Raw genomic sequence first — 20,612 nt, 5'->3', positions numbered from 1 at the left:
TCCCCCCTGAATATGAAGAATGACTTATGGGCAGGCGAGGCGTCAGCCCCCTGCAAAGGTTGAGGACTGACGCCTTCACGGGCGGGTTTTACCAATCGACCGCGTAACTCACGCTCAAGGTCCGGCCTTCAGCATTCGGATAAGGCGCGCGGGCATTGGCCTGGGCGAACATGTTCTGGTAGTTGCGGTTCGCCAGGTTGTAGACACCACCTTCCAGGCGACCCACCGGCAACGCTACCGAACCCAGCAGGTCGAACAACGTGTAGCCCTTGATATCGCGACCGTTGTTGTCCTTGAAGGCCGCGTCGTAGTCCGACAGGCGCATGCCTTGCAGGCGCAGGTTGTAGTCGCCGTGCTCATAACCGACGAAGGCGGTGGTCTTGGCCGGGGAAATGCGTGTGGCCGGCAGGTCGATCCATTTGCCGTTCTGATCGGTCTCGCCCTTGGCGTAAGCGTAAGTGCCGCCCACCGACCATTGATCCGTCACGTTGTAGCTCAGGCTGGTTTCCACGCCGCGCACGCGTTCCTTCTGGTTGATCAGACGCAGCACGCGGTTGTTGGCATCATAGAACTGGGTGACGTCCGAGGTGTTTTCGTACGCGGTGACGCTGGCCTGCCACTTGTCCCAGTTGCCACGCCAGCCCAGTTCATAGCTGTTGACCTTGATGGCCTGGGCGTTGAGGTCATGGATGTTGTAGGTACTGCTGACGTCACGCAGGAAGCGCTGGATATCCGGTAGGGAAAAGCCCTGGCTGAAGTTGGCGAACAGGTCCTGGTTTTCGTTGAGGTGATAGACCGCCCCGAGGTTGTACAGCGTGTCGTTGTAATTCAGGGTGCCGCCGGGCAGCGTTGCGCGATTGCCGGTCTGGACGATTTCGCCATAGGCGATGCTGTCGGCGATCTCGCTTTCGATCCATTCGCGACGCACCCCGCCACGCAAGGTCCAGTCGCCGACGTCGTAGGACAGCTGGCCGAAAATGGCCTTGGTGGCGGTCACGGTGTCCGGGCCCATTTCAAAGGTGGTACCGGTCTTGGTGTAGGTCAGCCCATTGACCCGGTACTGATCGCCGCGTTGGCGCGAGGTTTCGTGATCATAGTCGGCGCCCCAGACCAGTGTGCCGGTGGCCGGGCCGATGTCCGGCATCTTGCTTTCGATCGCCGCCCGCAGGCCGTAGACATCCTGGATGCTGTTGTTGTCGGAGACTCCGGCCAGGCCCCGTGACAGGTCCGGGAAAAACAGCGCATCGGCACGCCGCCAGTAGCTTTCGACCTGCAGGCCCTGACCGTGGAAATCCTTGTCGGTGTAGTTGAGGTTGACCGCCTGGTTATGGGTGTAGGGCTGGTCATCCAGCTTCAGGCCTTTTACCGCGACGGCATTGTTGGTGATGCGCGGGTCCTTGGTGTAGTCGGTGTCCTGTTGGTCCTTGTAGTCCTGCAGCGACAGGCTGATCTTCTTGTCGGCATCCAGCGCGTAGCCGAAACGACCTTGCAGGTCGTAGGTGCTGGTGTCCATGTTGCTGCCCTGGGACGTGTCCTGGGGAATGCGGTTGCCGTTGCCGTCGAACTGGTCGTTGCGTTGCACGGTGTTGGCCGACACGTACCAGTCCAGCGCGTCCTTGTGCCCCGTGGCGCTCTGGAAGGCTTCGTAGGAGAAGCCCTTGTTGTTGAGGTTGTTGCCGGTGGTCATGCCGATCTTGCTGCTGAACGCCAGTTCCTCACCCTTGTTGCGCTTGGTGATGATGTTGATGATGCCGCCCGACGCGCCCGCGCCGTAGACGCTGCTGGCGCCGGACACCACTTCGATGCGCTCGATGCTTTCCGGGGCGATGCTGTTGAGCTGGCGGTAGTTGTCCCGTGTCGCGTTCTGGGAGACCCCGTCGATCAGGATCAGCGTGTTGCGTCCGCGCAGGGTCTGGCCAAAGTTGCTCATGCCACCGGTGGAAGGGGAGATGCCCGGCACCAGTTGCCCGAGGATATCCGCGACCCGCCGACCGGCACCGGTCTGCTGGCGGATCTGCTCTTCGTTGATCACCTGCACGGAGCCTGGAATCGAGGCAATGCTGGTTTCGCTGCGGGTGGCGGACACCACCATTTCCTGCAGTTGCAGGGTACCGGGTGCCGCCTGGGCGGGTTCGCTCTGATCGGCCCAGGCCGGTGTGCTCAGCGAGCCGATAAAGGGCAGGAGGATGGAAAGTTGTATTTTTTTCATGGCTCTTTCTTTGTTTGATTCGCAGAAGTGTGGGTCGATAAAACGCCGGTTTCCGGCGTTCGTGAAAATGATCGGATGGCGCGGATACCCAGGGCGGCAATGGCGTAGGTGAGGGCGACGAGCCAGAAGCTGTGGGCCACGCCGACGATTCCCATGCCGATGCCCCCCAGCAAAACCCCGCACAACGCGCCGGCTTTGGCGGCGCTGTTGCCCAGGCCCAGGGCAAAGCCTTGCTGGCTGGGGGCAACGGTGTTGGCGATCAAGGTGTAGGCGACGGGCAGCAGCGCGCCTTGCCACACGCCCCACAGCAGCCGGCTGGCGAGAAAGCCCATCCATTCGCTGGCCACGGCGGTAAAGGCCAGGGTCAGGGCACAGGCCCAGGCAACCCATTCGATGACCCGCAAGGTGTGCGCGGGCTGATGGCGGTCGAACAGTCGTCCCCACAGCGGCGCGGACAAGGCCAGGGTGGCGGCACTGGCGGCATAGCTGGCGCCGATCAACCATCCAGGCGCGTGCAGGACGTCCGCCACGTACAAGGCATAGAACGGTTGCGGCATCATCTTGGCGGCCTGGATCAGCACGATGACCCCGAGCATGGCCCCCAGCCAACCCTTGGGCAGCGCTGCGTGCGCCGGTTTTTGCTTGGCCGGCGCACGCTGTGTGTCACTGGGTAAAAACAGACTGATCGCCGCACACAACAGGCAAATCGCGGTAGCGCTGTAGCACAGCAAGGCGAACCCCGAGATATCCATCAACCAGCCGCCCAGCACCGGCCCGGCCAGCGAGCCGACCGCCGTGGCCGATTGCAGGCGGGCGAGAATCTGCCCCCGCCCGCCGGCGCCGCAGCAGGCCAATGCGTAGGCCTGGGCCGCCGCGATAAACCCGGCCAGGGCACCTTGAACCACCCGGATGCCCACCAGCAGCCAGGGATCGAAGGTGATCGCGGCCAGCGCCTGGCACACCGCCAACGCCAGCAGCGCCCGAATGATCATCGGCTTGTGCCCGGTGCGGTCGCCCAGTCGCCCCCACATCGGGGTCAGGATCATCGCCGCCATCATCGGCCCGGCGTACACCAGCGAAGACAGCAGGCCGGTGTACTGGGCACCGGCGGCACCGAGCAGCTTCTGGATCTGCAGGGGCCAGAAGGGGCCGCTCATTTCCATGGCCCCCATGGACACCAGTTGAATCCCGACCAGCAACCGCAGCGCCGTGTCGTTAGCTGCCATCGGCGTTGACGCTCAGCGGGTTGCGCAGGCGCCCGACGATATCGGCGTGACTCTCGAGCAGGCGCATGCGCATAAACGACTTGGCGGGCCAGTCCTGTTCCAGCAGGGCCTGGCGCTCGGTCGCCCAGCGCTGCGGTTCGACCTGCTCGCGCAAGTCGTCGAAGCACTGGCGGACCTGGGTTGCCAGTTCACTCCAGAGCAGGGCCTGGGGGATGTCGAAGTGGCGGGCGCTGAGCAGCACCAGTTCGCCCAGATGACACATGAAGACCGTATGCAGCAGCTTGTCGCGCACGAAGCCGGCATCGTCATACAGGGTCATCTTCGGATCATGCAGTTCGATGTCCAGGCCCTGTGCGTGCAAGGTCTTGCGGTCGATCCGGATATCGCCGAAGTCACGCAGCAACAGGCGGCTCAACTGTCCGTCCGCGGCCATGATCATGAAGCTGTTTTGCTGGTGGGCCTCGAACGCCACGCCGTAGCGCAGGTACATGCCGAGCAGGGCAGGGACCGCAATCGACGCGTAGTCGTGGAAGAACGATTGCATGGCGGCGCTATCGTCCGTGCCCTTGGCCAGGCGCACCCACTGCCTCAACAGCGGTTGGCCGTGCTGGTCGATGGCAAACAGACTGCCGACCGGAATGGCCATTTCGCCTGGTTGCAACTGGCTCAGCGGGTTGTCCCGGTACAGTACGGCCAGGTGGCGGGAACGTTCGTCGTCAACCGGTTGTGGCTTGAAATGCACACCGATGCGTTCGGGAACGATACCGAGAATGTTCCGGATCCCGGGCTCGCGCGCCAGGATGCTTTGCATCAGGTGGCTGATGCGCGGGCCCATGCGCGCCGAGCGTGGTGAAACGGTGCGCTGCACGCTGGTCAGTCGCAGTGACACCGGCAGCTTGACCATCGGCGCGTCACGGCGGCCTTCAGGCAATACGGTGCGGAACGACATGGTCGGGTGGGCGGTGAACGCGACGATATCGGTCAGGACCAGCAGGCGGTCACCGATTTCGTTGGCGAAGGTCTGCGGCAACTCCTGGCGTGCCTGCCAGGGATGGGCCGGTAGCGGCAGGTAGTCGCCGGCTTCAAGGCCCTGGCGGGTCAATTCAGCGGTCAACTGTTGCGCGGCCTGGGGGAAGTGGGCTTGCCACCACTGCCAGTAATCCATGGTGCCAGCCAGTGATTCGACATGGGCAAACTGGTGGTGCAATGCGCAGAGCATCACCGGGAAACGGGCTTCGAATTCCGGTGAGAAGTCGATGACCTGGTCTGTGCTCAAGCCCAGTTTGGTCTTGTAGTTGGGGTGCCAGGGATGGCCCAGCGTGCCCCACTGTTCCAGCAGGGAAGTGGGGTTGGCGATGCTCGGCTCATCCTTGAGCCAGCCCAGCAGATTGTCGCTGTGCGCCGGGTCCATGGATTCATGCAACTGGAGTGTCCAGCGCTCGTGGAAGGCCAGGCACAGGGTGTCGTTGGCGAAACTGTCGTCGAGTTCTTCGTTGAGGCGGCGCAGCACCTCGGCGTCGGCAGGCGACTCGAGGCCATGGTTGAGCAGGCTCAGCAGCTCCGAGGGAAACTGGATCTTGTGCGGGGGATGATCATCGCCGTACGCCGTGATGTCGCCCCGCAGGTCCCAACTGCTCATGCGTCCAGGGCGCAGATGGTCGAAGCACAGGCGGGTGCGGTCGGCGAGGGTCAACCAGCATCGAGGGGGCTCGTCGTATTCGAGCGCGCCGGCGTCCAGCAGACCTTCGCGGAACAGCGCCTGGATCAAGCGCTGGAAACTGCGCTCGGCGGCAGGTGCAAGGGTGTTGACCAGCGCGTCGAGAGTGATGTGGTTGGCTTGGAAAAGAGGGGTGCCGAGCGCTTCGCTCCAGCGACTCAGCAGGGCTTGCGGTTTCTTGCTGTATCCATTTTTCAAGTCTGACTCCTTGTGCACGGTCTTGAGTGAAAGCACGCGAAGGATAGCGAGTTAAAACACGAAAACCAATGATAATCATTGTTATTAGTATCTTTAAGTTTGCATTGTCCCAGGATGGGCGGTCATTTTTGTTTCTATAAAACCGCTCTATCCCGCGTCTTATAAGGGCTTCGAAGATTTTCTCGAGGCCTGTCGGATCCACTCGCCGGGAGGCATGCAGTGACGTCCTACACAAAAGCAGGACTGTTCTGCTATCGGTTTTGTGCGGTCTGGCCTCCTTCCCGGATGTCAGGAAGCTGCCCGGGAATCGTCGAGCACACAGGGATTTTCGGGACCGCCTGCCTGGCCACTTATGCTACAAATGACGCCTTATCCCGTTTAAGGGCCTTCAGCCTATGCGGTTATGTTTTTTTGACGGACTGGATCGCATCGAGATTGCCGACAGGGCCGGGTTTGCTCATGACCCGTTCGATACGAGGACGGGTAACCGAACCTACGACCAGCGAGCGGTCAGAATGGACCTGGGTGAGACGTGGCAGGTGGAGCGTTTTGTTCGCCGATATTTCCAGGGTGCCGGAGAGATGCATCGTCTGCGCTCCTTGCTCTCCAGCCAGTTGGCGCATAGCCATCGCTTACCCGACGCGGAGGTGCTGAGACAATTCTCTCGCAACCTCCAGAATGGGCATTTGTGTGCCTACGTTTATCCCTACGTCCCCATGGCGCGCACCCGGGTACCGGCGTCGGAGGCCGCGGGTCGGATTGATGCGCCGGCCGCAAGGCCCGCGGTTCGCCGTCCGGCAAAAAAGCCCAGTGTGGAAACGGATACGCTAGCACCTGTCTTGCCACCTCCCGCTCAACCCGAATCCCAACTGACGTCCACGTCGCCTGCCTCCCGGGAACTGCTGGATCGAGGTTGGGGCCGCGCTTGGGGGATATTCATCTTTGCCCCGGCAGGATTGCCGATGTCCGCCATACGTTTACATCTGAAGAAATTTCTTCGCGTGCGAACCGAAGACAAAAAGCTGCTGATGTTTCGGTATTACGATCCACGGGTTTTATCGGTCTTCCCGCCCACCTGCACCGATGAGGAGTTCACGAAGTTTCTCGGGCCATTGAACCGTCTGCTGGTCGAATCGGACGAAGGGGCGCGATGGAACCTGTTCGATCTGGAGGATCAAAGGCTGCGGATCGTGTCAGGAGCGCATTGATACATTACGTCGGGTGCCTCCCACCCTTCCGATAGCTCGGTGCCTTAGGCTTGGGCGGCTGGCAATTTCCGCTCATAACGCGTAAAACGCCTCTCCAAGCCCTCGTCCAGAGGGCTTTGTCATCTGTATCCCCGCACTCCAATCCAAAGAATCCAAGCATGAACCTACGCCGTATCGCAGTGGGGCTGTCCGCCCTTGTGTTGTTTTCTGCCAGCGCCGCACAAGCGCGCAACCTGCTGGATCTTATCGATCCACCCAACCAACACGAGAAACAAGGGCACCGTTCGGGTTCCATCAGCCAGGGCGCGGCGATCGACCTGTATTCGAGCCAACAGCAACAGGCTTCATTTGACGGCTGTGCCGACTTGTTCCCGGGTGCCAAGCCGATCAGCACCGCCAGTGTGCCGGCCACCATGAAACCCATGGCCCTGTGTTCCGACAGCTTTGCGGTGCTCTACTCGCAAACCAGCAAGACCCCGCTTGTGGTGGTGGAACGCCTGAGCGCTGCCCAGCTACAGGATGCAAAGGGGGAGGAGCGTACCAACCAGTTCTACCCGGACCCGCGCATCCCCAAGGGCGCGCGAGCGGAACTGAGCGACTACCGGGCCCAACATCCGGCCGTGGACCGTGGCCATCAGGCGCCGGCGGCCGATGCGCCGAATGCGAATGCCATGGCGCAGTCCTTTGCGCTGTCGAACATGGTCCCGCAGGACCCGACCAATAACCGCAAGATCTGGAGCAAGGTCGAGGCCGATGTCAGAAAGTTCGCGGCGCGTGCCGAGGGCAATGTGTTTGTCTTTACCGGTCCGATCTTCGACGAGGGCCATGGGACCATTGGCGATGACCAGGTCTGGGTGCCCACCCGCTTGTTCAAGCTGGTCTACGACGTATCGTCCAGGCGCGCCTGGGCCTATGTACTGCCGAACGCGGAAACCCGTATCGAAAAGCCGATGGACTATGAGACGTTCGTGAAAACCACCGGGCTCAAGCTGCTGGATCAGCTGCCGGTTTCGGGCTCGGTGGTTCGTTCTTGAACGGAGTGTCCCATCATCGGATACGGGGTTCGCAGGCGTGTGATTCAGGTTTTCACATCAAATAGCTGGCGGCCGATGCTGAACGCAGAGGCCAGATGCACCATGGGATTTTCTGTCTCGGACTCAAGCATCAGCTCCGAGGTCATGACCTTGGCACCGCAGTAGTTGAAGATGCCATGATCAATTTGCGTCTTCATCGCGGTCGCATAGCCATGCCTGTCATAGGTGTCCGGGTCTGCTCCGCCAACCCCCAGCAGGTGAATGGAAAGGTGACCGAGTTTCTTGATCAGCGGGGCGTTGGGGCGAAACTCAAACGCCCAGCCATTCGAGAACACCCGATCAATCCACCCCTTGAGCAGGGCTGGCATCGACCACCAGTAAACGGGGTAGACAAGGACCAGCGCATCCGCCCGGTCAATCCGTTGCTGTTCAACGCGAATATCAGAGGGCGGTAGTGCCTCGTTATGGTGAACCGCCAAGTCCCCCGCAGTGAAACGCGGATCAAAGCCTTCAGCGTGGAGGTCGGCGATGGCATAGGTGCTGCCTTGATTGGTCGTTGACAGACCTTCCCCAACTCTAGCTGCTATCCCATGGGTGAGGGAGTCCCGGTCATGGTGGGCGACGACGATGAGTGCATGCATTTGAATCTACCTCCTGGAGGTTGAGGTTCGGAGTAGGGGCTTATATACTTTTGGTAAGTTTTTAAACCTACTATTGGTATATAGTGATGTCAAGCGCTGAAGGGGAAGCACAGGGGCGCTCGTCGCCCCGGGTACGTATGCTGCGGGAGGATCGGCTGCGTCAGTTGCTGGAGGTGGCTTGGCAGTTGGTGCGCAATGAAGGCACCGAGGAACTGTCGCTGGGACGGCTGGCCGAGCGCGCAGGGGTGACCAAACCGGTTGTGTACGACCATTTCCAAACCCGGGCGGGGCTGTTGGCGGCGCTCTACCAGGATTTTGATGCGAAACAAACATCACTGATGGACGCGGCTCTTCAGCAGCTCAAGCCCGAGCTTTCCGATGCCGCGCGCGTTATTGCAACGTCGTACGTCGATTGTGTCCTGACCCAGGGCAACGAAATCCCTGGTGTTATTGCCGCGCTGGTGGGGTCACCAGAGCTCGAAAAAATCAAAAGGCAATACGAAGCGATTTTCTTGGCAAAGTGCCGAAGTGTTCTGCTTCCTTACGCCGGCGGCGGTGAAATTTCCCATGCCAGTCTTCGAGCGATGCTGGGGGCGGCCGAGGCGCTGTCGCATGCGGCGGCGACCGGAGAAATCGAAGCCTGGCAGGCTACCGACGAGCTCTTCAAGACGATAGTGAGCATGGTCGAGAGGGCCAGTCAGCTGCGTGCTCATAAAGTCCAATTGTAGTGACCCATGACTTTGTGCGGGACATCGAGCCGGCGCTGTTTCCTGCAGCGCCGGGGCGTGTTCGCCTCGCGTAAGATCAGAAAAACAGAATGCCGATCCTCCCTGTCATTGAGGCGAGGGCCTTGTCAGTTCAAAATACATGATGTAAAACATCTATTAAATAAAGGTTGTAACCAATCTATTCTGTCCTTCCCCCGACGAGATGCGGCACGTCCCGCAAGCCTAAGGAACACTCCATGCTGTCTACATTGGTCGCAAACCGCCTGGCGCGGCGTCAGGTTCACTATGGCTGGGTGGTGGCCGCCGTCACTTTCCTGACCATGCTGGTGATGGCCGGCGCCATGGGGGCGCCGGGGGTGTTTATCGTGCCCCTGGAGCATGAATTTGGTTGGAGCAGTGCGCAGATCTCCGGGGCCCTGGCGATTCGTTTCATGCTGTACGGGCTGATGGGGCCTTTCGCGGCAGCGTTCATGAACTACTTCGGCCTGCGCCGGGTGGTGCTGGTGGCGCTGGTGATCGTGCTGGGCGGCATGATCGGGTCGATGTTCATGAACAGCTTCTGGCAACTGGTGCTGTTATGGGGCGTGGTGGTCGGCGTCGGCACGGGACTCACCGCCATGGTGCTTGGGGCCACGGTGGCGACCCGCTGGTTTTCCCATCGTCGCGGCCTGGTGGTCGGGTTGCTGTCGGCCAGCTCCGCTACCGGCCAACTGCTGTTCATGCCACTGATGGCGTCCTTGACGGAACACTATGGCTGGCGCTTGGCGCTGAGCTTCATTTGCTGCGCCATGGCGGTGGTCGTGCTGGCAGTGCTGGCCCTGCTGCGTGATCGTCCGGTGGACCTGGATTTGCCGCTGTATGGGGAGAAAGAGGTCCTGCCGGCACCCGCCCACCGGGGCAGCTTGCTGCAGATGCTGATCAGCCCGCTGAAGGTGCTGCGCGACGTGTCGGGCAGTTGGACATTCTGGGTGCTGTTCCTGACGTTCTTCGTCTGCGGGGCCAGCACCAACGGGCTGATCCAGACCCACTTCATCAGCATGTGCGGCGACTTCGGCCTGGTTGCCACCACTGCGGCGGGTATCCTGGCGATGATGGGGATCTTCGACTTTTTCGGCACCGTGGGCTCGGGCTGGTTGTCGGATCGTTTCGATAACCGCTGGCTGTTGTTCTGGTATTACGGCTTGCGCGGCATTTCGCTGATGCTCCTGCCGTTTACCGACTTCACCGTGTTCGGCCTGTCGTTTTTCGCCGTGCTTTATGGCCTGGACTGGATCGCCACCGTACCGCCCACGGTCAAGCTGGTGGCGCAGAAGTTCGGCGGCGAGCGGGCCAATATCGTCTTCGGCTGGGTGTTTGCCGGCCATCAACTGGGTGCGGCCTTTGCCGCCTATGGCGCCGGGCTGACGCGGACCTTGCTGGCCACCTACACGCCGGCGTTTTTTATCGCCGGGTTGCTCTGCGTGATCGCCGCGTTGATTGCCCTGTCGATCCCGGTGATGCTGAAAAAACCGGCGGTGCGTTCGCAATCTCCAGCCTAGTGGGGTTAGCCAGGGCAGCAGAATGCCCTGGCTGTTTCCTCTCATTGCCTTCAAACACTCAAGGCCAGGTAGTCGGTGTATCCCTTCTGGCTGCCGCCGAAGAAGGTGGTGTTGTCCGCGTTATTCAGCGGCGCATCAGCCTTCAAGCGCTCGACAAAGTCCGGGTTGGCCAGAACCATCTGACCGTAGGCCTCCATGTCCGCAAGTCCGGCAGCCAGGTCGGCGCCAATCTGTTCCCGCGGGCGGCCAGGGCGGTTGACGATCAGGGTGTTGTCCCAGGCCTTGCGGATGTCCGCCAGAAGCGAGTCGTCGCCTTTATGCAGGATATGGAGGTAAGCAAGGCCGAGCTTGTTCAGTTCGGTCACCAGGTAGCGGTAGAGGTTCGGACCTTCCTCACCTTCATCGATACCCCACATCGTGATGCCGGGCGAGAGGCGGAGGGCGGTTTTATCGGCACCGATTTCCTCGGCGATGGCGGTCACGACCTCAATGGCAAAACGCGCGCGGTTCTCGATTGAGCCACCGTATTCATCGGTTCGGGTGTTGGCGCTGGGGGCCAGGAACTGTTGGACCAGGTAGGCGTTGGCGCCGTGAATTTCGACACCGTCGGCCCCGGCTTCAATGGCCCGGCGCGCGGCGAAGCGGAAATCAGCGACGGTCTGACGTACCTCCTCGGTGCTCAATGCCCGTGGCACCGGGATGTCCTGCATGCCTTTGACAGTGAACATGGGCGTATTGGGTGCGATGGCGGACGGTGCCACGCCCTGGCGATGATGGGGCGTGTTATCGGGGTGGGACATGCGACCGGCATGCATCAACTGGATAAAAATATGCCCACCGTGGGTGTGTACCGCGTCGGTGACTTTCTTCCAGCCGGCCACATGGGCATCGCTATAGATACCCGGTGTGGTGAGGTAACCCTGACCATCGTCGGACGGCTGTGTACCCTCGGTAACGATCAGGCCGACGCTGGCGCGCTGGGCATAATATTCGGCCGCCAGTTCCCCCGGGGTGCCATCGAACTCCGCGCGGCTGCGGGTCATGGGCGCCATGACCAGGCGGTTTGAAAAGGTGGCGTTGGCGACGTGTATGGGGCTGAAGAGTGAGCTCATGGTGCGATCCTCGAAAGTGTGTGTTGCTGGAGACGCATCATCAGCTTTATTATTTTTGGGATAAATACGGCATTCTGGATTTGATTGATCCATATATGGAGCAATTGGCGTGGAACTTCTGAACGATATGGCGTTGTTTGTCGAGGTCGTCAAAGCCAAAGGATTTCGCGGGGCGGCCGAGGTGCTGGGCATGCCGAACTCGACCCTGTCCCGGCGTATCAGTGCCCTGGAGAAGGCGATCGGCTTGCGGCTCCTGCATCGGACCACGCGCAAGGTCGAGGTGACTGAAGCCGGGCAGATCTACTTCGAGCGCTGCAAGCGCATTGTCGATGAGGCCCGGTTGGCCCATGAACAGCTTGGCGAGATGCTTGCGCAACCCAGCGGGGTGCTGCGGGTCTCATTCCCCGTGGACTTTGCGGTCACTTACCTGGCGCCCCTGATCGCCGAGTTTGCCGGCCTCTATCCGGGGATCACCTTCGATCTGGATCTGACCTCCCGGCGCGTCGACCTGGTGAGCGAGCCCTTCGATGTCGCCATTCGGATTGGCGAATCGCAAGACTCGCAGCTGATCGCACGACCCCTGGCCTCCCTGGTGTCCTATCTGTACGCCTCGCCGCGTTATCTCGAAGTGTCGGGCGTGCCCGGCACACCCAATGATCTCGAACGGCATCAGTGCCTGAATATTCAGAAGGCCGGGGCCTGGACGCTGACTGATGGCGTACAAACCCTCTCGGTAGGGGTAGGAGGGCGCTTCATGGTCAACAGCGTCGGGATGCTGCGGCGGCTGGCTACGCTCGACCAGGGCATCGTGCTGATGAACGAGGAAATCATTGCCGATGAACTGCGTAACGGCCAACTGCGTCGTGTCATGCCTGAGTGGCAGGGCAAGCCGGTGACGGTTTATGCCGTCACCGAGACCCGCTTGCTGCCGGCCAAGACCCAGCGTTTCATCGAGTTTCTTCGCGCACGCCTGGCGTGAGCGTGGCGACCGCTAGGCCAGCGGTGTAGACAGCGGTTGTTCGGGTGCCTCCTGATGGTGGGTGGTGCCAATGAACATGTACATCGCCGGCACCATGAACAGCGTCAGCAGGGTACCGATCGAGAGGCCGGCGAAGATCACCAGGCCCATATCGTGGCGCCCGGCCGCACCGGCCCCGGAGGCCCAGACCAGCGGCACCACGCCCAGCACCATGGCCGCGGTGGTCATCAGGATCGGTCGCAAGCGCACCGCCGCGGCTTCTTCGATGGCCTCGCGCTTGCTGCGACCGGCGCGCTGCAGTTCGTTGGCAAACTGCACGATCAGAATCCCATGCTTGGTGATCAGCCCGAGCAGGGTCACCAGGCCCACCTGTGTGTACACGTTGATCGAGGCGAAGCCCATGGTGATAAAGGCCAGCGCGCCGAAGAGCGCCGGTGGCACCGAAAACAGGATCACCACGGGGTCGCGGTAGCTCTCGAACTGGAAGGCCAGCGCCAGGTAGACGATCAGAATGGAGAACAGCAGGAGGCCGACGAATCCGCCCGATTCCTGCATGAACTGACGCGACTCACCCGACGCATCGGAGGTGTAGCCCGATGGCGCGACGTTGTGCAGGATGCTGTCCAGTTTCGCCAGCAGTTCACCCTGGGCCACACCACTCACGCCTGAAAGGGTGGCCGAGTTGAGCTGCTGGAAGTGGTTGATGGACTCCGCTTCCGTGGTGGTCTCGATATGCGCCACCGTGCGCGCCTGGATCATGGCGCCGGAGGGCGTGCGAATGTAGTAATCGAGGATCTGATCGGGGTTGAGACGGTCGACCTGCAGGACCTGTGGAATGACTTTGTACGAGCGCCCGGCGGTGGAGAAATAGTTCACGTAATTCCCACCCAGCGCCGCCGAGAGTGCCGCGCCGACATCGGCCTGGGTCATCCCCAGGGCGGCGATCTTGTCACGGTCGACGATCAGCTTGGCTTGTGGCTTGTCGATCTTCAGGTCCAGGTCCGAGAACCAGAACAGCTGCTGCTTCTGGGCCTCTGCCATGACCGCCTGGGCGACTTCATTCAAGTTCTCGACGGACTCCGTGGTGGTGATCACAAACTGCACCGGCAAACCCTGGGCACCCGGTAACGACGGCAGCGGAAAGGCCGCCATCTTGGCGCCGGCCACCTGGTTCCACTTCTGTTGCAGGTCCAGCACCAATTCCGCTTGCGAGCGACCACGCTCTCCCCAGGGCTTGAGCAGCACGCCGCCGAGCCCCTGATTGAGCGCGGGCACCCCGGTGAGCTGGAACATCTGCGCGTACTCGGGTTCGGTTTTCGCGATCTGGAAGACCTGGTCAGCCAGCCGCTCCATCTGCTGGGGAGAGGCCGTCGGTGCCCCTTTGATCTGCATGAACACCAGCCCCTGGTCCTCGGTCGGCGACAGCTCGCTCTTGGCGGTCATGCCGCTGGCGGCCACCAGCAGGAACAGGATAAAGCCAAAGGTGACCAGCACCGGCCAGCTGTCCAGCCCGGCCGACAGGACCCGGTGATAGCGGTGGCGTAGCCGGTCGAAATAGCGATCCAGCAGGCGGGCAAAGCGACCCTCTTCCTGTCCCGGTTTGAATAACCGTGAAGTCATCATCGGCGAGAGGGTCAGCGCCACCACGGCCGACACGGTCACGGCGCCCGCCAGGGAGAAACAGAACTCCTTGAACAGCGCGCCGGTGAGCCCCGTGCGCAGCCCGATGGGGACGTACGCGGCAATCAACACCACCGTCATGGCGACAATCGGACCGCCGAGTTCCCCGGCCGCGATCATGGCCGCTTCCATTACGCCTTTGCCTTCTTCCTTGATATGCCGGTCGACGTTCTCCACCACAATGATCGCATCATCGACCACAAGGCCGATGGCCAATACCAGGGCGAGCAGGGTCAGCAGATTGATCGAGTACCCCAGCAGGAACATGATGAAGAAGGTCCCGATCAGCGACAGCGGTATTGCCACCAGCGGAACAATCACCGCGCGAAACGAACCGAGGAACAGATAGATGACGATCGAGACGATGATCATCGCCTCGACGAGGGTCTTCACCACCTCATAGATCGAGGTATTGATGAACTCGGTGGAGTCGTAGACGATCTCGCCCCGGACGCCGCTCGGCAGTTGCGATTGCAGGTCGGGGAAAGCCTTCCTGACGCTGGCGGCGACCGTCAGGATGTTGGCATTCGGTGCCACTTTGATCCCGATGAACACCGAGCGCTTGCCGGAGAACGCGACGCTGGTGTCGTAGCTCTCCGCCCCCAGGGTCACCGTGGCTACATCTTCCAGGTGCACGAGCGCATCGCCGTTCTGCTTGATGACCAGCTGTTTGAATTCATCCACGGTATGCAGGTCGGTGCCGGCGGTCAGGTCGACCGTGATCATCTGGCCTTTTGTCGAACCCAGGGCCGACAGGTAGTTGTTGTTGGCCAGGGCGACGGAAACGTCCTGCGCCGACACGTTGTGGGCGGCCAGCTTGCCCGGGTCGAGCCAGGCGCGCATGGCGAATTGGCGCCCGCCCAGGATCTCGGCCGTCTGCACGCCTTCGAGGGAGTCGAGCTTCGGCTTGACGACCCGCAACAGGTAGTCGGTGATGTTGTTGGTGGGCAGTACATCGCTGTAGAAACCCAGGTACATGGCGTCCGTGGTCTGTCCGACCGCCACCGTGAGCACCGGCTCCTGGGCCTGGGCCGGTAGCTGGTTCTTCACCGAGTTGACCTGGGTGTTGATCTCCGTGAGTGCCTTGCTGGCCTCGTAGTTGAGCCGCAGGGTCGCGGTAATGGTCGAGATCCCGGTAATGCTCGAGGAGGCCAGGTAATCGATGCCCTGGGCCTGGGCGATGGCCGACTCCAGGGGTTGGGTGATAAAGCCGGCCACGGTGGCGGCATCCGCACCGTAGTAGCTGGTGGTGATGGTGACCACGGTGTTTTCAGTGCGTGGCCACTGGTTGACCGGCAGCCCGAAGATCGAGCGCAACCCCAGTATCAGGATGAACAGCGAGATGACAACGGCCCAGACCGGTCGCTTGATGAAGATATCGGTAAGCTTCATGGGGCGCGCGACCTATTGTTCTTGCGGCTTGGGGGCCGCGTCGTTCAAGGGCGCGCCTTGGGTATCGACCTTCACCGGTGAGCCATTCTTGAGCTTCATCTGGCCACTGGTGATCACCTGGTCGCCTTCCTTCACGCCGGACAGAATGGCCACCTGGTCACCGCGGGTCGGCCCTGTCTGGATAAACGTCTGCTGCGCCGTGAGCACATCGTTGCCCTGGTCGTTCTTCTGCACCGCGGTGAACACCGTCGTACCGTAAGGGTTATAAGTGACGGCGGTCTGTGGCACGGTGAGGTAGCGCTGCTTCTCTCCGGACTGCACGACGGCTTGGGCAAACATGCCGGGCACCAGGCTTTGCTTCGGATTATCGACGGTGGCTTCAACGACGACATTGCGTGTGGTCGGATCGAACCTGGTGTCGATGGCCGTGACCTTGCCGGCGAAGGTCTGCTTGGGCAGGCCGCCCGCCGTGACCGCGACGGGCAGGCCGAGGGCAATCGCCCCCACTTGGGCTTGCGGTACGTTGAAGTCGATATAGATGGGGTTGAAGGTTTGCAGGGTGGCGATCTTGTCGCCGGGGTTGAGAAATTGACCGGGATTGACACTGGTGATCCCGATCTTGCCGGCAAAGGGCGCACGGATGGTTTTCTTCGCCACCAACGCCCGCTGCTGTTCTGCAGCCGCCATCTTGGCTTTCAAGTCAGCCTCGTCCGCCTCGACCTGCGCCTGGGACACGGCGCTCACCGCCAGTTGTGCCTTGTCGCGTTTGAGGACCGTGCCGGCCAGGCTGGCGGTGGCTTCGAGGGAGTGAAGCTGGGCGATGTCCGAATCCGCATTCAACTGGACGAGCAGGTCGCCGGCCGCCACCTCCTGGCCCGGTTTGAAGCCGAGGGTGCGCACGATACCGCCGACCTCGGTGGTGACATCGACACCCCGTACCGCCTTGATCGACCCCACGCTGGAAACGCTCGGCTGCCAATCGGCGAACTCGGCGCGCATGACCGTCACCACGGCAGGGGGTAGCGGGATCTTGGATTGGGCGATCAGCTTCGAGATCTGGGTGAATTTCACCCCCGCGATGATGGCGACAATGACCAGCACCACCGCGATCATGATGAGCATGGGCTTGAGTAGCCGGCGTTTGCGTGCACCGCCAGGTTCAGTCGGCTGGGGCGATGGAGCAGCGGCAGTGTTGGCGTCAGCCATGGTTTTTTCTCGCTGTTTCAAAAACGGTCGGGGCTGCCCAGGGAGGCAGGGGCCACATCGGTTCGGTTCCACCATCCGCCGCCCAGTGCCTGGAAGAGGGCGGTGGTGTCGCTGTAGCGGGTGCTCTGCACCTTGACGCGGGTGAGTACCGCGTTCTGATAGTTCTGTTGCGCCGTCAGCAGATTCAGGTAACCCACGGCGCCAAGGCGGAACTGCGCCTGTGCCAGATCCAGGCTTTGGTGGGCAGCCTGTTCGGCTTGCACCTGCTGGTTGAGCGTATCGGCGTCCGCTTGCAGTGCCCGGAGTGCGTTGGCGACATCCTGGAAGGCGGCGATCACGGTGCTGCGATAACGTGCCGCCGATTCATCGTAGGCGGCCACAGCGGCCTGCTTGCGATGCTCCAGTGTGCCCGCGTCAAAGATCGTTTGGCTGACTGAGCCTGCGAGACTCCAGAATCCCGTGCCCGACGAAAACAGCCGGGTGCCACCCAGCGCACTGGAGCCCAGTGTTCCGCTGATGCTGAATTGCGGCAGTTGATTGGCAACGGCCACGCCGATATTGGCGCTGGCTTGGTGCAGTTGCGCTTCGGCGGAGCGCACATCGGGTCGCTGCTCGACGATGGTCGAGGGCAGGCTGAGCGGCAACTGCTCGGGCAGATGGAGGGAGGCCAGGTCGAAACTCTCCCCCTGATCCTGATTGGGAAAGCGGCCGAGATAGGCCATCAACTGATTACGGGTCTGGGCGAGCTGCTTTTGCAAGGGCGGCAAGGTCGCGCGGGTTTGGGCCAGTGCCGCCTGCTGCGTGAGCACATCGGTATTGGCGATCGCCCCCAGCCGCCGCTGCGACTGCAGGAGATCGAGCTGATCGCTCTGCAGGCGAATGATTGCCTGGGTGGCCGTCACCTGATCGCGCAGGGAAGCCAGGGTCACGGCGGTGTTGACGACATTGGAGGTCAGCGTGAGGTAAGTCGCCTCCAGTTGGTAGCGCTCATACTCGGCCTGCGCCGTGGAGGATTCTATCTGGCGTCGGCCGCCCCCGAATACGTCCGGGTCGTAAGAGACGCTCAGCGATGCTGAATTGACGGTGAGAATCCGCGCGGGCGAACCAAAGGTATTGGCGGTCGATGGCAGCTGCCGTGTCTTGGATGCACTGCCACTCAGGGAGGGAAACAGTGAAGACTGCTCGGCATAAGCCAGTTCATTGGCCTGGCGGAGGGCTGCTTGAGCGGCGGCCACGTCCGAATTGGCCTTCAGCGCCTCTTCCACCAGCGCGTTCAATGTCGGCGAGCGAAAAAGCGTCCACCATTGGCCGGGAATATCCATGCCCTCGACCAGCTTTTGCGCGGCACCTCCGTCTGCCACGTCCGCCGAGGCGGTGGTCGTCGCCAGTTTCTCCTGCGAATAACCGGCATTTTTAGCGACACTGGGCCGGGTAAAGTCCGGGCCCACGGCGCAGCCCGTGAGCAGGGCGATGCAAAGTACACCGGCAGGAGCAAGCATCTGCCAGGTGTGAGAAATCGCCTGCCGCCGGGGTTGCTCTTTCATGGGCTCTCTAGTTAATCCATTAGTCAGTTTATGAATAGATCAAGCCTGCGCCCTTTGCCTCCTTGAGCGACGATTTATGCGCAAACTGCGAGAGGAGGGTAGCGCCGGGCCCAAGGCGCTAGTACCCGGCAGAAGACTAATTGCTGATTTAATGACCGTTAAGTCAAGTGAATTTTCTTGTGGGCGCGGACTCAGCGATTGACGCGTTGTTGCAAGTGCGCGGGATAGCGCTCGCCCACGACGGTAATCTGCGCCATGGCCGATTCGATGGCACTCAGGTCCGTAGGCGTCAGGATGATCTCGGCCGCGCCGATGTTTTCCTCCAGGCGATGCAGTTTGGTGGTGCCGGGTATCGGTACGATCCAGGGCTTTTGCGCCAGCAGCCAGGCGATGGCGATCTGAGCGCGGCTGGCGCCTTTGCCATCGGCGATCTGGCCGAGCACTTCGACCAGATGAGCGTTTGCCTTGCGATTTTCTTCAGAGAACCGCGGGACCAGGTTGCGGAAATCACCGGCGGCGAAGGTGGTTCGCTCGTCGATCGCACCCGTCAGGAAACCCTTGCCCAAGGGGCTGAAAGGCACGAAGCCGATGCCCAGCTCTTCGAGGGTCGGCAAGATTTCCGCTTCCTGCTCGCGCCACCACAGAGAGTACTCGCTCTGTAACGCGGTGACCGGTTGAACCGCATGGGCCCGGCGAATTGCTTGCACGCCCGCTTCGGACAGGCCGAAGTGCTTGACCTTGCCTTCTTCGATCAACTGCTTGACGGTCCCGGCCACCTCTTCAATCGGAACGTTCGGATCGACCCGGTGTTGATAGAGCAGGTCGATGCGGTCAGTACGCAGGCGCTTGAGCGCGGCTTCCGTTACCGCGCGAATCGTCTGCGGGCGGCTGTCCAGGCCTTCCGAGACCAGGCCGTCCTTGAAGCCGAATTTGGTGGCAATCACCACCTGGTCGCGAATGGGCGCCAGCGCCTCACCCAGCAAGGTCTCATTGGCATAGGGGCCATAGGCTTCGGCACTGTCGAAGAAGTTCACGCCCTGGTCGAATGCGTGGCGAATCAGCTTGATCGCCGCCGCCGTTTCCTGCGCCGGCCCATAGCCGTAGCTCAAGCTCATGCAGCCCAGGCCCATGGCCGAGACTTCCAGGCCGCTGTTACCTAATTGACGTTTGCGCATGCTCTATCTCCTTCATAACGATGGGATGAATGAAGGCAGCTTAAATTGCTGTATAAATATCAACAATTAGGCTGAGGTTTCATGTGCTATTGAGGGGGATTCATCAATGATTCGTGCAGGATTACCGGAGTTGACGGCGTTCGTTGCCATTGCCGAGCAACGCAGTTTCAGTGGTGCGGCGCGACTATTGGGGGTTTCGCCGTCGGCGCTCAGTCATTCGATGCGTGGCCTGGAGGCGCGCCTGGAGCTGCGCCTGTTCAACCGCACAACACGATCCGTCGCCCTGACCGAAGCGGGGGATCAGTTGTTCCAGAGAGTCAGGCCGTTGCTAGGGGATCTGGAAAGTGCGGTGAACGAAGTCACCTCGGCGCGTAATACACCGTCAGGCTCGATTCGTCTCAGTGCGTCGGAATCCTCTTTTCGGCCACTGATCCGCCACGTCATCCCGGGCTTTCTCGCCGCCAACCCTCAGATCCATATCGAGTGCATTGCCGACGGCCGTCTAGTGGACATTGTCGCCGATGGTTTTGATGCGGGTATCCGTCTTCACGACGACGTGCCCCGGGACATGATCGCGGTGCGATTTGGCCCGGATATTCGTTTTGTGGCCGTCGCATCGCCCGACTACCTTGAGCACCACGAGGCGCCCAAGGCGCCCCATGACCTCAAGCAACACCGTTGCATCCGTTTCCGTTTTGCCAGTGGAGCGTTATTTCGCTGGGACCTGGAGCATCTGGGCAGGAGCGCGAACATCGACGTGGACGGTCCGATGACCATGGACAACCTCAACCTGATGGTCGAGGCGGCCCTGGCGGGTATCGGTGTGGCCTGGGTGCCCGAGGCGCAAGTGACGGAGCACGTGGAGGCCGGGCGCCTGATTCAGCTGTTGCCGGAATGGAGCCCTTACTACCCTGGGCTCTGCCTGTATTACCCGGCCAATCGACATCCGCCCATGGCGCTCAGATTGTTTGCCCAGGCCGTGAGGGAGTGGGCAAGCCAAGGATTGTGAATGATGGGCAACATGG

At 61.3% G+C, this 20,612-nt stretch carries 16 protein-coding genes; 6 read left to right on the top strand and 10 right to left on the bottom strand.

From position 1 onward, the window contains the following. Positions 1-88 precede the first annotated feature (88 nt). The 4 genes from HX830_RS13020 to HX830_RS13005 all read right to left on the bottom strand — a co-directional run bounded on the left by HX830_RS13020 (position 89) and on the right by HX830_RS13005 (position 5,937). Positions 89-2,209, bottom strand: a complete 2,121-nt coding sequence (locus tag HX830_RS13020) for a TonB-dependent receptor (protein ID WP_177100576.1) — start codon at positions 2,207-2,209, stop codon at positions 89-91. Continuing rightward, on the bottom strand, positions 2,206-3,435 hold the full coding sequence (locus HX830_RS13015; RefSeq protein WP_177100574.1) for an MFS transporter: 1,230 nt from the start codon (positions 3,433-3,435) through the stop codon (positions 2,206-2,208). The genes HX830_RS13020 and HX830_RS13015 overlap by 4 nt, the downstream gene beginning before the upstream one ends. Then, positions 3,425-5,350 (bottom strand): IucA/IucC family protein, encoded by a 1,926-nt coding sequence (locus HX830_RS13010; RefSeq protein WP_177100572.1) that lies wholly within the window; start codon positions 5,348-5,350, stop codon positions 3,425-3,427. Before HX830_RS13010 ends, HX830_RS13015 begins: the two co-directional genes overlap by 11 nt. Before the next feature lie 401 nt (positions 5,351-5,751). Continuing rightward, positions 5,752-5,937 (bottom strand): hypothetical protein, encoded by a 186-nt coding sequence (locus HX830_RS13005; protein WP_177100570.1) that lies wholly within the window; start codon positions 5,935-5,937, stop codon positions 5,752-5,754. On the opposite strand from HX830_RS13005, the gene HX830_RS13000 reads away from it, so the two are divergent. Together HX830_RS13000 and HX830_RS12995 are read left to right on the top strand one after the other, a co-directional pair. Further along, positions 5,932-6,558, top strand: a complete 627-nt coding sequence (locus HX830_RS13000) for a DUF4123 domain-containing protein (RefSeq protein ID WP_177100568.1) — start codon at positions 5,932-5,934, stop codon at positions 6,556-6,558. The genes HX830_RS13005 and HX830_RS13000 overlap by 6 nt on opposite strands. A gap of 158 nt (positions 6,559-6,716) precedes the next feature. After that, on the top strand, positions 6,717-7,592 hold the full coding sequence (locus HX830_RS12995; RefSeq protein WP_152740383.1) for a DNA/RNA non-specific endonuclease: 876 nt from the start codon (positions 6,717-6,719) through the stop codon (positions 7,590-7,592). A gap of 44 nt (positions 7,593-7,636) precedes the next feature. On the opposite strand, the gene HX830_RS12990 is transcribed toward HX830_RS12995, so the two are convergent. Beyond that, positions 7,637-8,233, bottom strand: coding sequence for an NAD(P)H-dependent oxidoreductase (locus HX830_RS12990; RefSeq protein ID WP_177100566.1), 597 nt, complete (start codon positions 8,231-8,233; stop codon positions 7,637-7,639). Between the two features lie 86 nt (positions 8,234-8,319). Here HX830_RS12990 and HX830_RS12985 point away from each other — a divergent pair, with 86 nt between their 5' ends. Further along, on the top strand, positions 8,320-8,961 hold the full coding sequence (locus tag HX830_RS12985) for a TetR/AcrR family transcriptional regulator (RefSeq protein WP_248764352.1): 642 nt from the start codon (positions 8,320-8,322) through the stop codon (positions 8,959-8,961). Positions 8,962-9,197: 236 nt separating this feature from the next. After that, positions 9,198-10,499: an MFS transporter gene (locus HX830_RS12980; protein WP_177100564.1), complete on the top strand. Its 1,302-nt coding sequence runs from the start codon at positions 9,198-9,200 to the stop codon at positions 10,497-10,499. A gap of 50 nt (positions 10,500-10,549) precedes the next feature. On the opposite strand, the gene HX830_RS12975 is transcribed toward HX830_RS12980, so the two are convergent. Beyond that, a complete protein-coding gene (locus HX830_RS12975) occupies positions 10,550-11,611 on the bottom strand; it encodes an alkene reductase (RefSeq protein ID WP_177100562.1) in 1,062 nt (353 codons plus the stop codon). A 109-nt stretch (positions 11,612-11,720) separates the two neighbouring features. Between HX830_RS12975 and HX830_RS12970 the strand changes: the two genes are divergently transcribed. Beyond that, positions 11,721-12,590: a LysR family transcriptional regulator gene (locus HX830_RS12970; protein WP_177100559.1), complete on the top strand. Its 870-nt coding sequence runs from the start codon at positions 11,721-11,723 to the stop codon at positions 12,588-12,590. 12 nt (positions 12,591-12,602) lie between these two features. Here HX830_RS12970 and HX830_RS12965 read toward each other — a convergent pair whose 3' ends face one another. From HX830_RS12965 to HX830_RS12950, 4 genes are all read right to left on the bottom strand, one after another. Continuing rightward, entirely contained in the window at positions 12,603-15,662 is a 3,060-nt protein-coding gene (locus HX830_RS12965; protein WP_177100557.1) for an efflux RND transporter permease subunit, read from the bottom strand. Between the two features lie 12 nt (positions 15,663-15,674). Beyond that, positions 15,675-16,784: an efflux RND transporter periplasmic adaptor subunit gene (locus HX830_RS12960; protein WP_256350500.1), complete on the bottom strand. Its 1,110-nt coding sequence runs from the start codon at positions 16,782-16,784 to the stop codon at positions 15,675-15,677. Between the two features lie 101 nt (positions 16,785-16,885). Next, on the bottom strand, positions 16,886-18,412 hold the full coding sequence (locus tag HX830_RS12955; protein ID WP_177100553.1) for an efflux transporter outer membrane subunit: 1,527 nt from the start codon (positions 18,410-18,412) through the stop codon (positions 16,886-16,888). A 191-nt stretch (positions 18,413-18,603) separates the two neighbouring features. Continuing rightward, positions 18,604-19,587, bottom strand: a complete 984-nt coding sequence (locus tag HX830_RS12950) for an aldo/keto reductase (RefSeq protein WP_177100551.1) — start codon at positions 19,585-19,587, stop codon at positions 18,604-18,606. Between the two features lie 106 nt (positions 19,588-19,693). Here HX830_RS12950 and HX830_RS12945 point away from each other — a divergent pair, with 106 nt between their 5' ends. Further along, positions 19,694-20,596 carry a LysR family transcriptional regulator gene (locus HX830_RS12945; RefSeq protein WP_152740390.1) on the top strand — a complete coding sequence of 301 codons (903 nt, stop codon included), beginning with the start codon at positions 19,694-19,696 and terminating at the stop codon, positions 20,594-20,596. Positions 20,597-20,612 lie beyond the last annotated feature (16 nt).

Source organism: Pseudomonas gingeri (assembly GCF_013385425.1).
Taxonomy (GTDB): domain Bacteria; phylum Pseudomonadota; class Gammaproteobacteria; order Pseudomonadales; family Pseudomonadaceae; genus Aquipseudomonas; species Aquipseudomonas gingeri_D.
Note: the sequence above shows the minus strand (reverse complement) of the source record. Positions and strands in the feature narration are given on the sequence as shown.

Bases quoted from the DNA above. Each gene is read 5' to 3' on its own strand.
- HX830_RS12960 (WP_256350500.1), bottom strand. From the start codon at position 16,784: ATGCTCATCATGATCGCGGTGGTGCTGGTCATTGTCGCCATCATCGCG.
- HX830_RS13005 (WP_177100570.1), bottom strand. From the start codon at position 5,937: ATGCATCTCTCCGGCACCCTGGAAATATCGGCGAACAAAACGCTCCAC.
- HX830_RS12965 (WP_177100557.1), bottom strand. From the start codon at position 15,662: ATGAAGCTTACCGATATCTTCATCAAGCGACCGGTCTGGGCCGTTGTC.
- HX830_RS13000 (WP_177100568.1), top strand. From the start codon at position 5,932: ATGCATCGTCTGCGCTCCTTGCTCTCCAGCCAGTTGGCGCATAGCCAT.
- HX830_RS13015 (WP_177100574.1), bottom strand. From the start codon at position 3,435: ATGGCAGCTAACGACACGGCGCTGCGGTTGCTGGTCGGGATTCAACTG.
- HX830_RS12985 (WP_248764352.1), top strand. From the start codon at position 8,320: ATGTCAAGCGCTGAAGGGGAAGCACAGGGGCGCTCGTCGCCCCGGGTA.
- HX830_RS12980 (WP_177100564.1), top strand. From the start codon at position 9,198: ATGCTGTCTACATTGGTCGCAAACCGCCTGGCGCGGCGTCAGGTTCAC.
- HX830_RS12995 (WP_152740383.1), top strand. From the start codon at position 6,717: ATGAACCTACGCCGTATCGCAGTGGGGCTGTCCGCCCTTGTGTTGTTT.
- HX830_RS12950 (WP_177100551.1), bottom strand. From the start codon at position 19,587: ATGCGCAAACGTCAATTAGGTAACAGCGGCCTGGAAGTCTCGGCCATG.
- HX830_RS12990 (WP_177100566.1), bottom strand. From the start codon at position 8,233: ATGCATGCACTCATCGTCGTCGCCCACCATGACCGGGACTCCCTCACC.
- HX830_RS12955 (WP_177100553.1), bottom strand. From the start codon at position 18,412: ATGAAAGAGCAACCCCGGCGGCAGGCGATTTCTCACACCTGGCAGATG.
- HX830_RS13020 (WP_177100576.1), bottom strand. From the start codon at position 2,209: ATGAAAAAAATACAACTTTCCATCCTCCTGCCCTTTATCGGCTCGCTG.
- HX830_RS12945 (WP_152740390.1), top strand. From the start codon at position 19,694: ATGATTCGTGCAGGATTACCGGAGTTGACGGCGTTCGTTGCCATTGCC.
- HX830_RS12975 (WP_177100562.1), bottom strand. From the start codon at position 11,611: ATGAGCTCACTCTTCAGCCCCATACACGTCGCCAACGCCACCTTTTCA.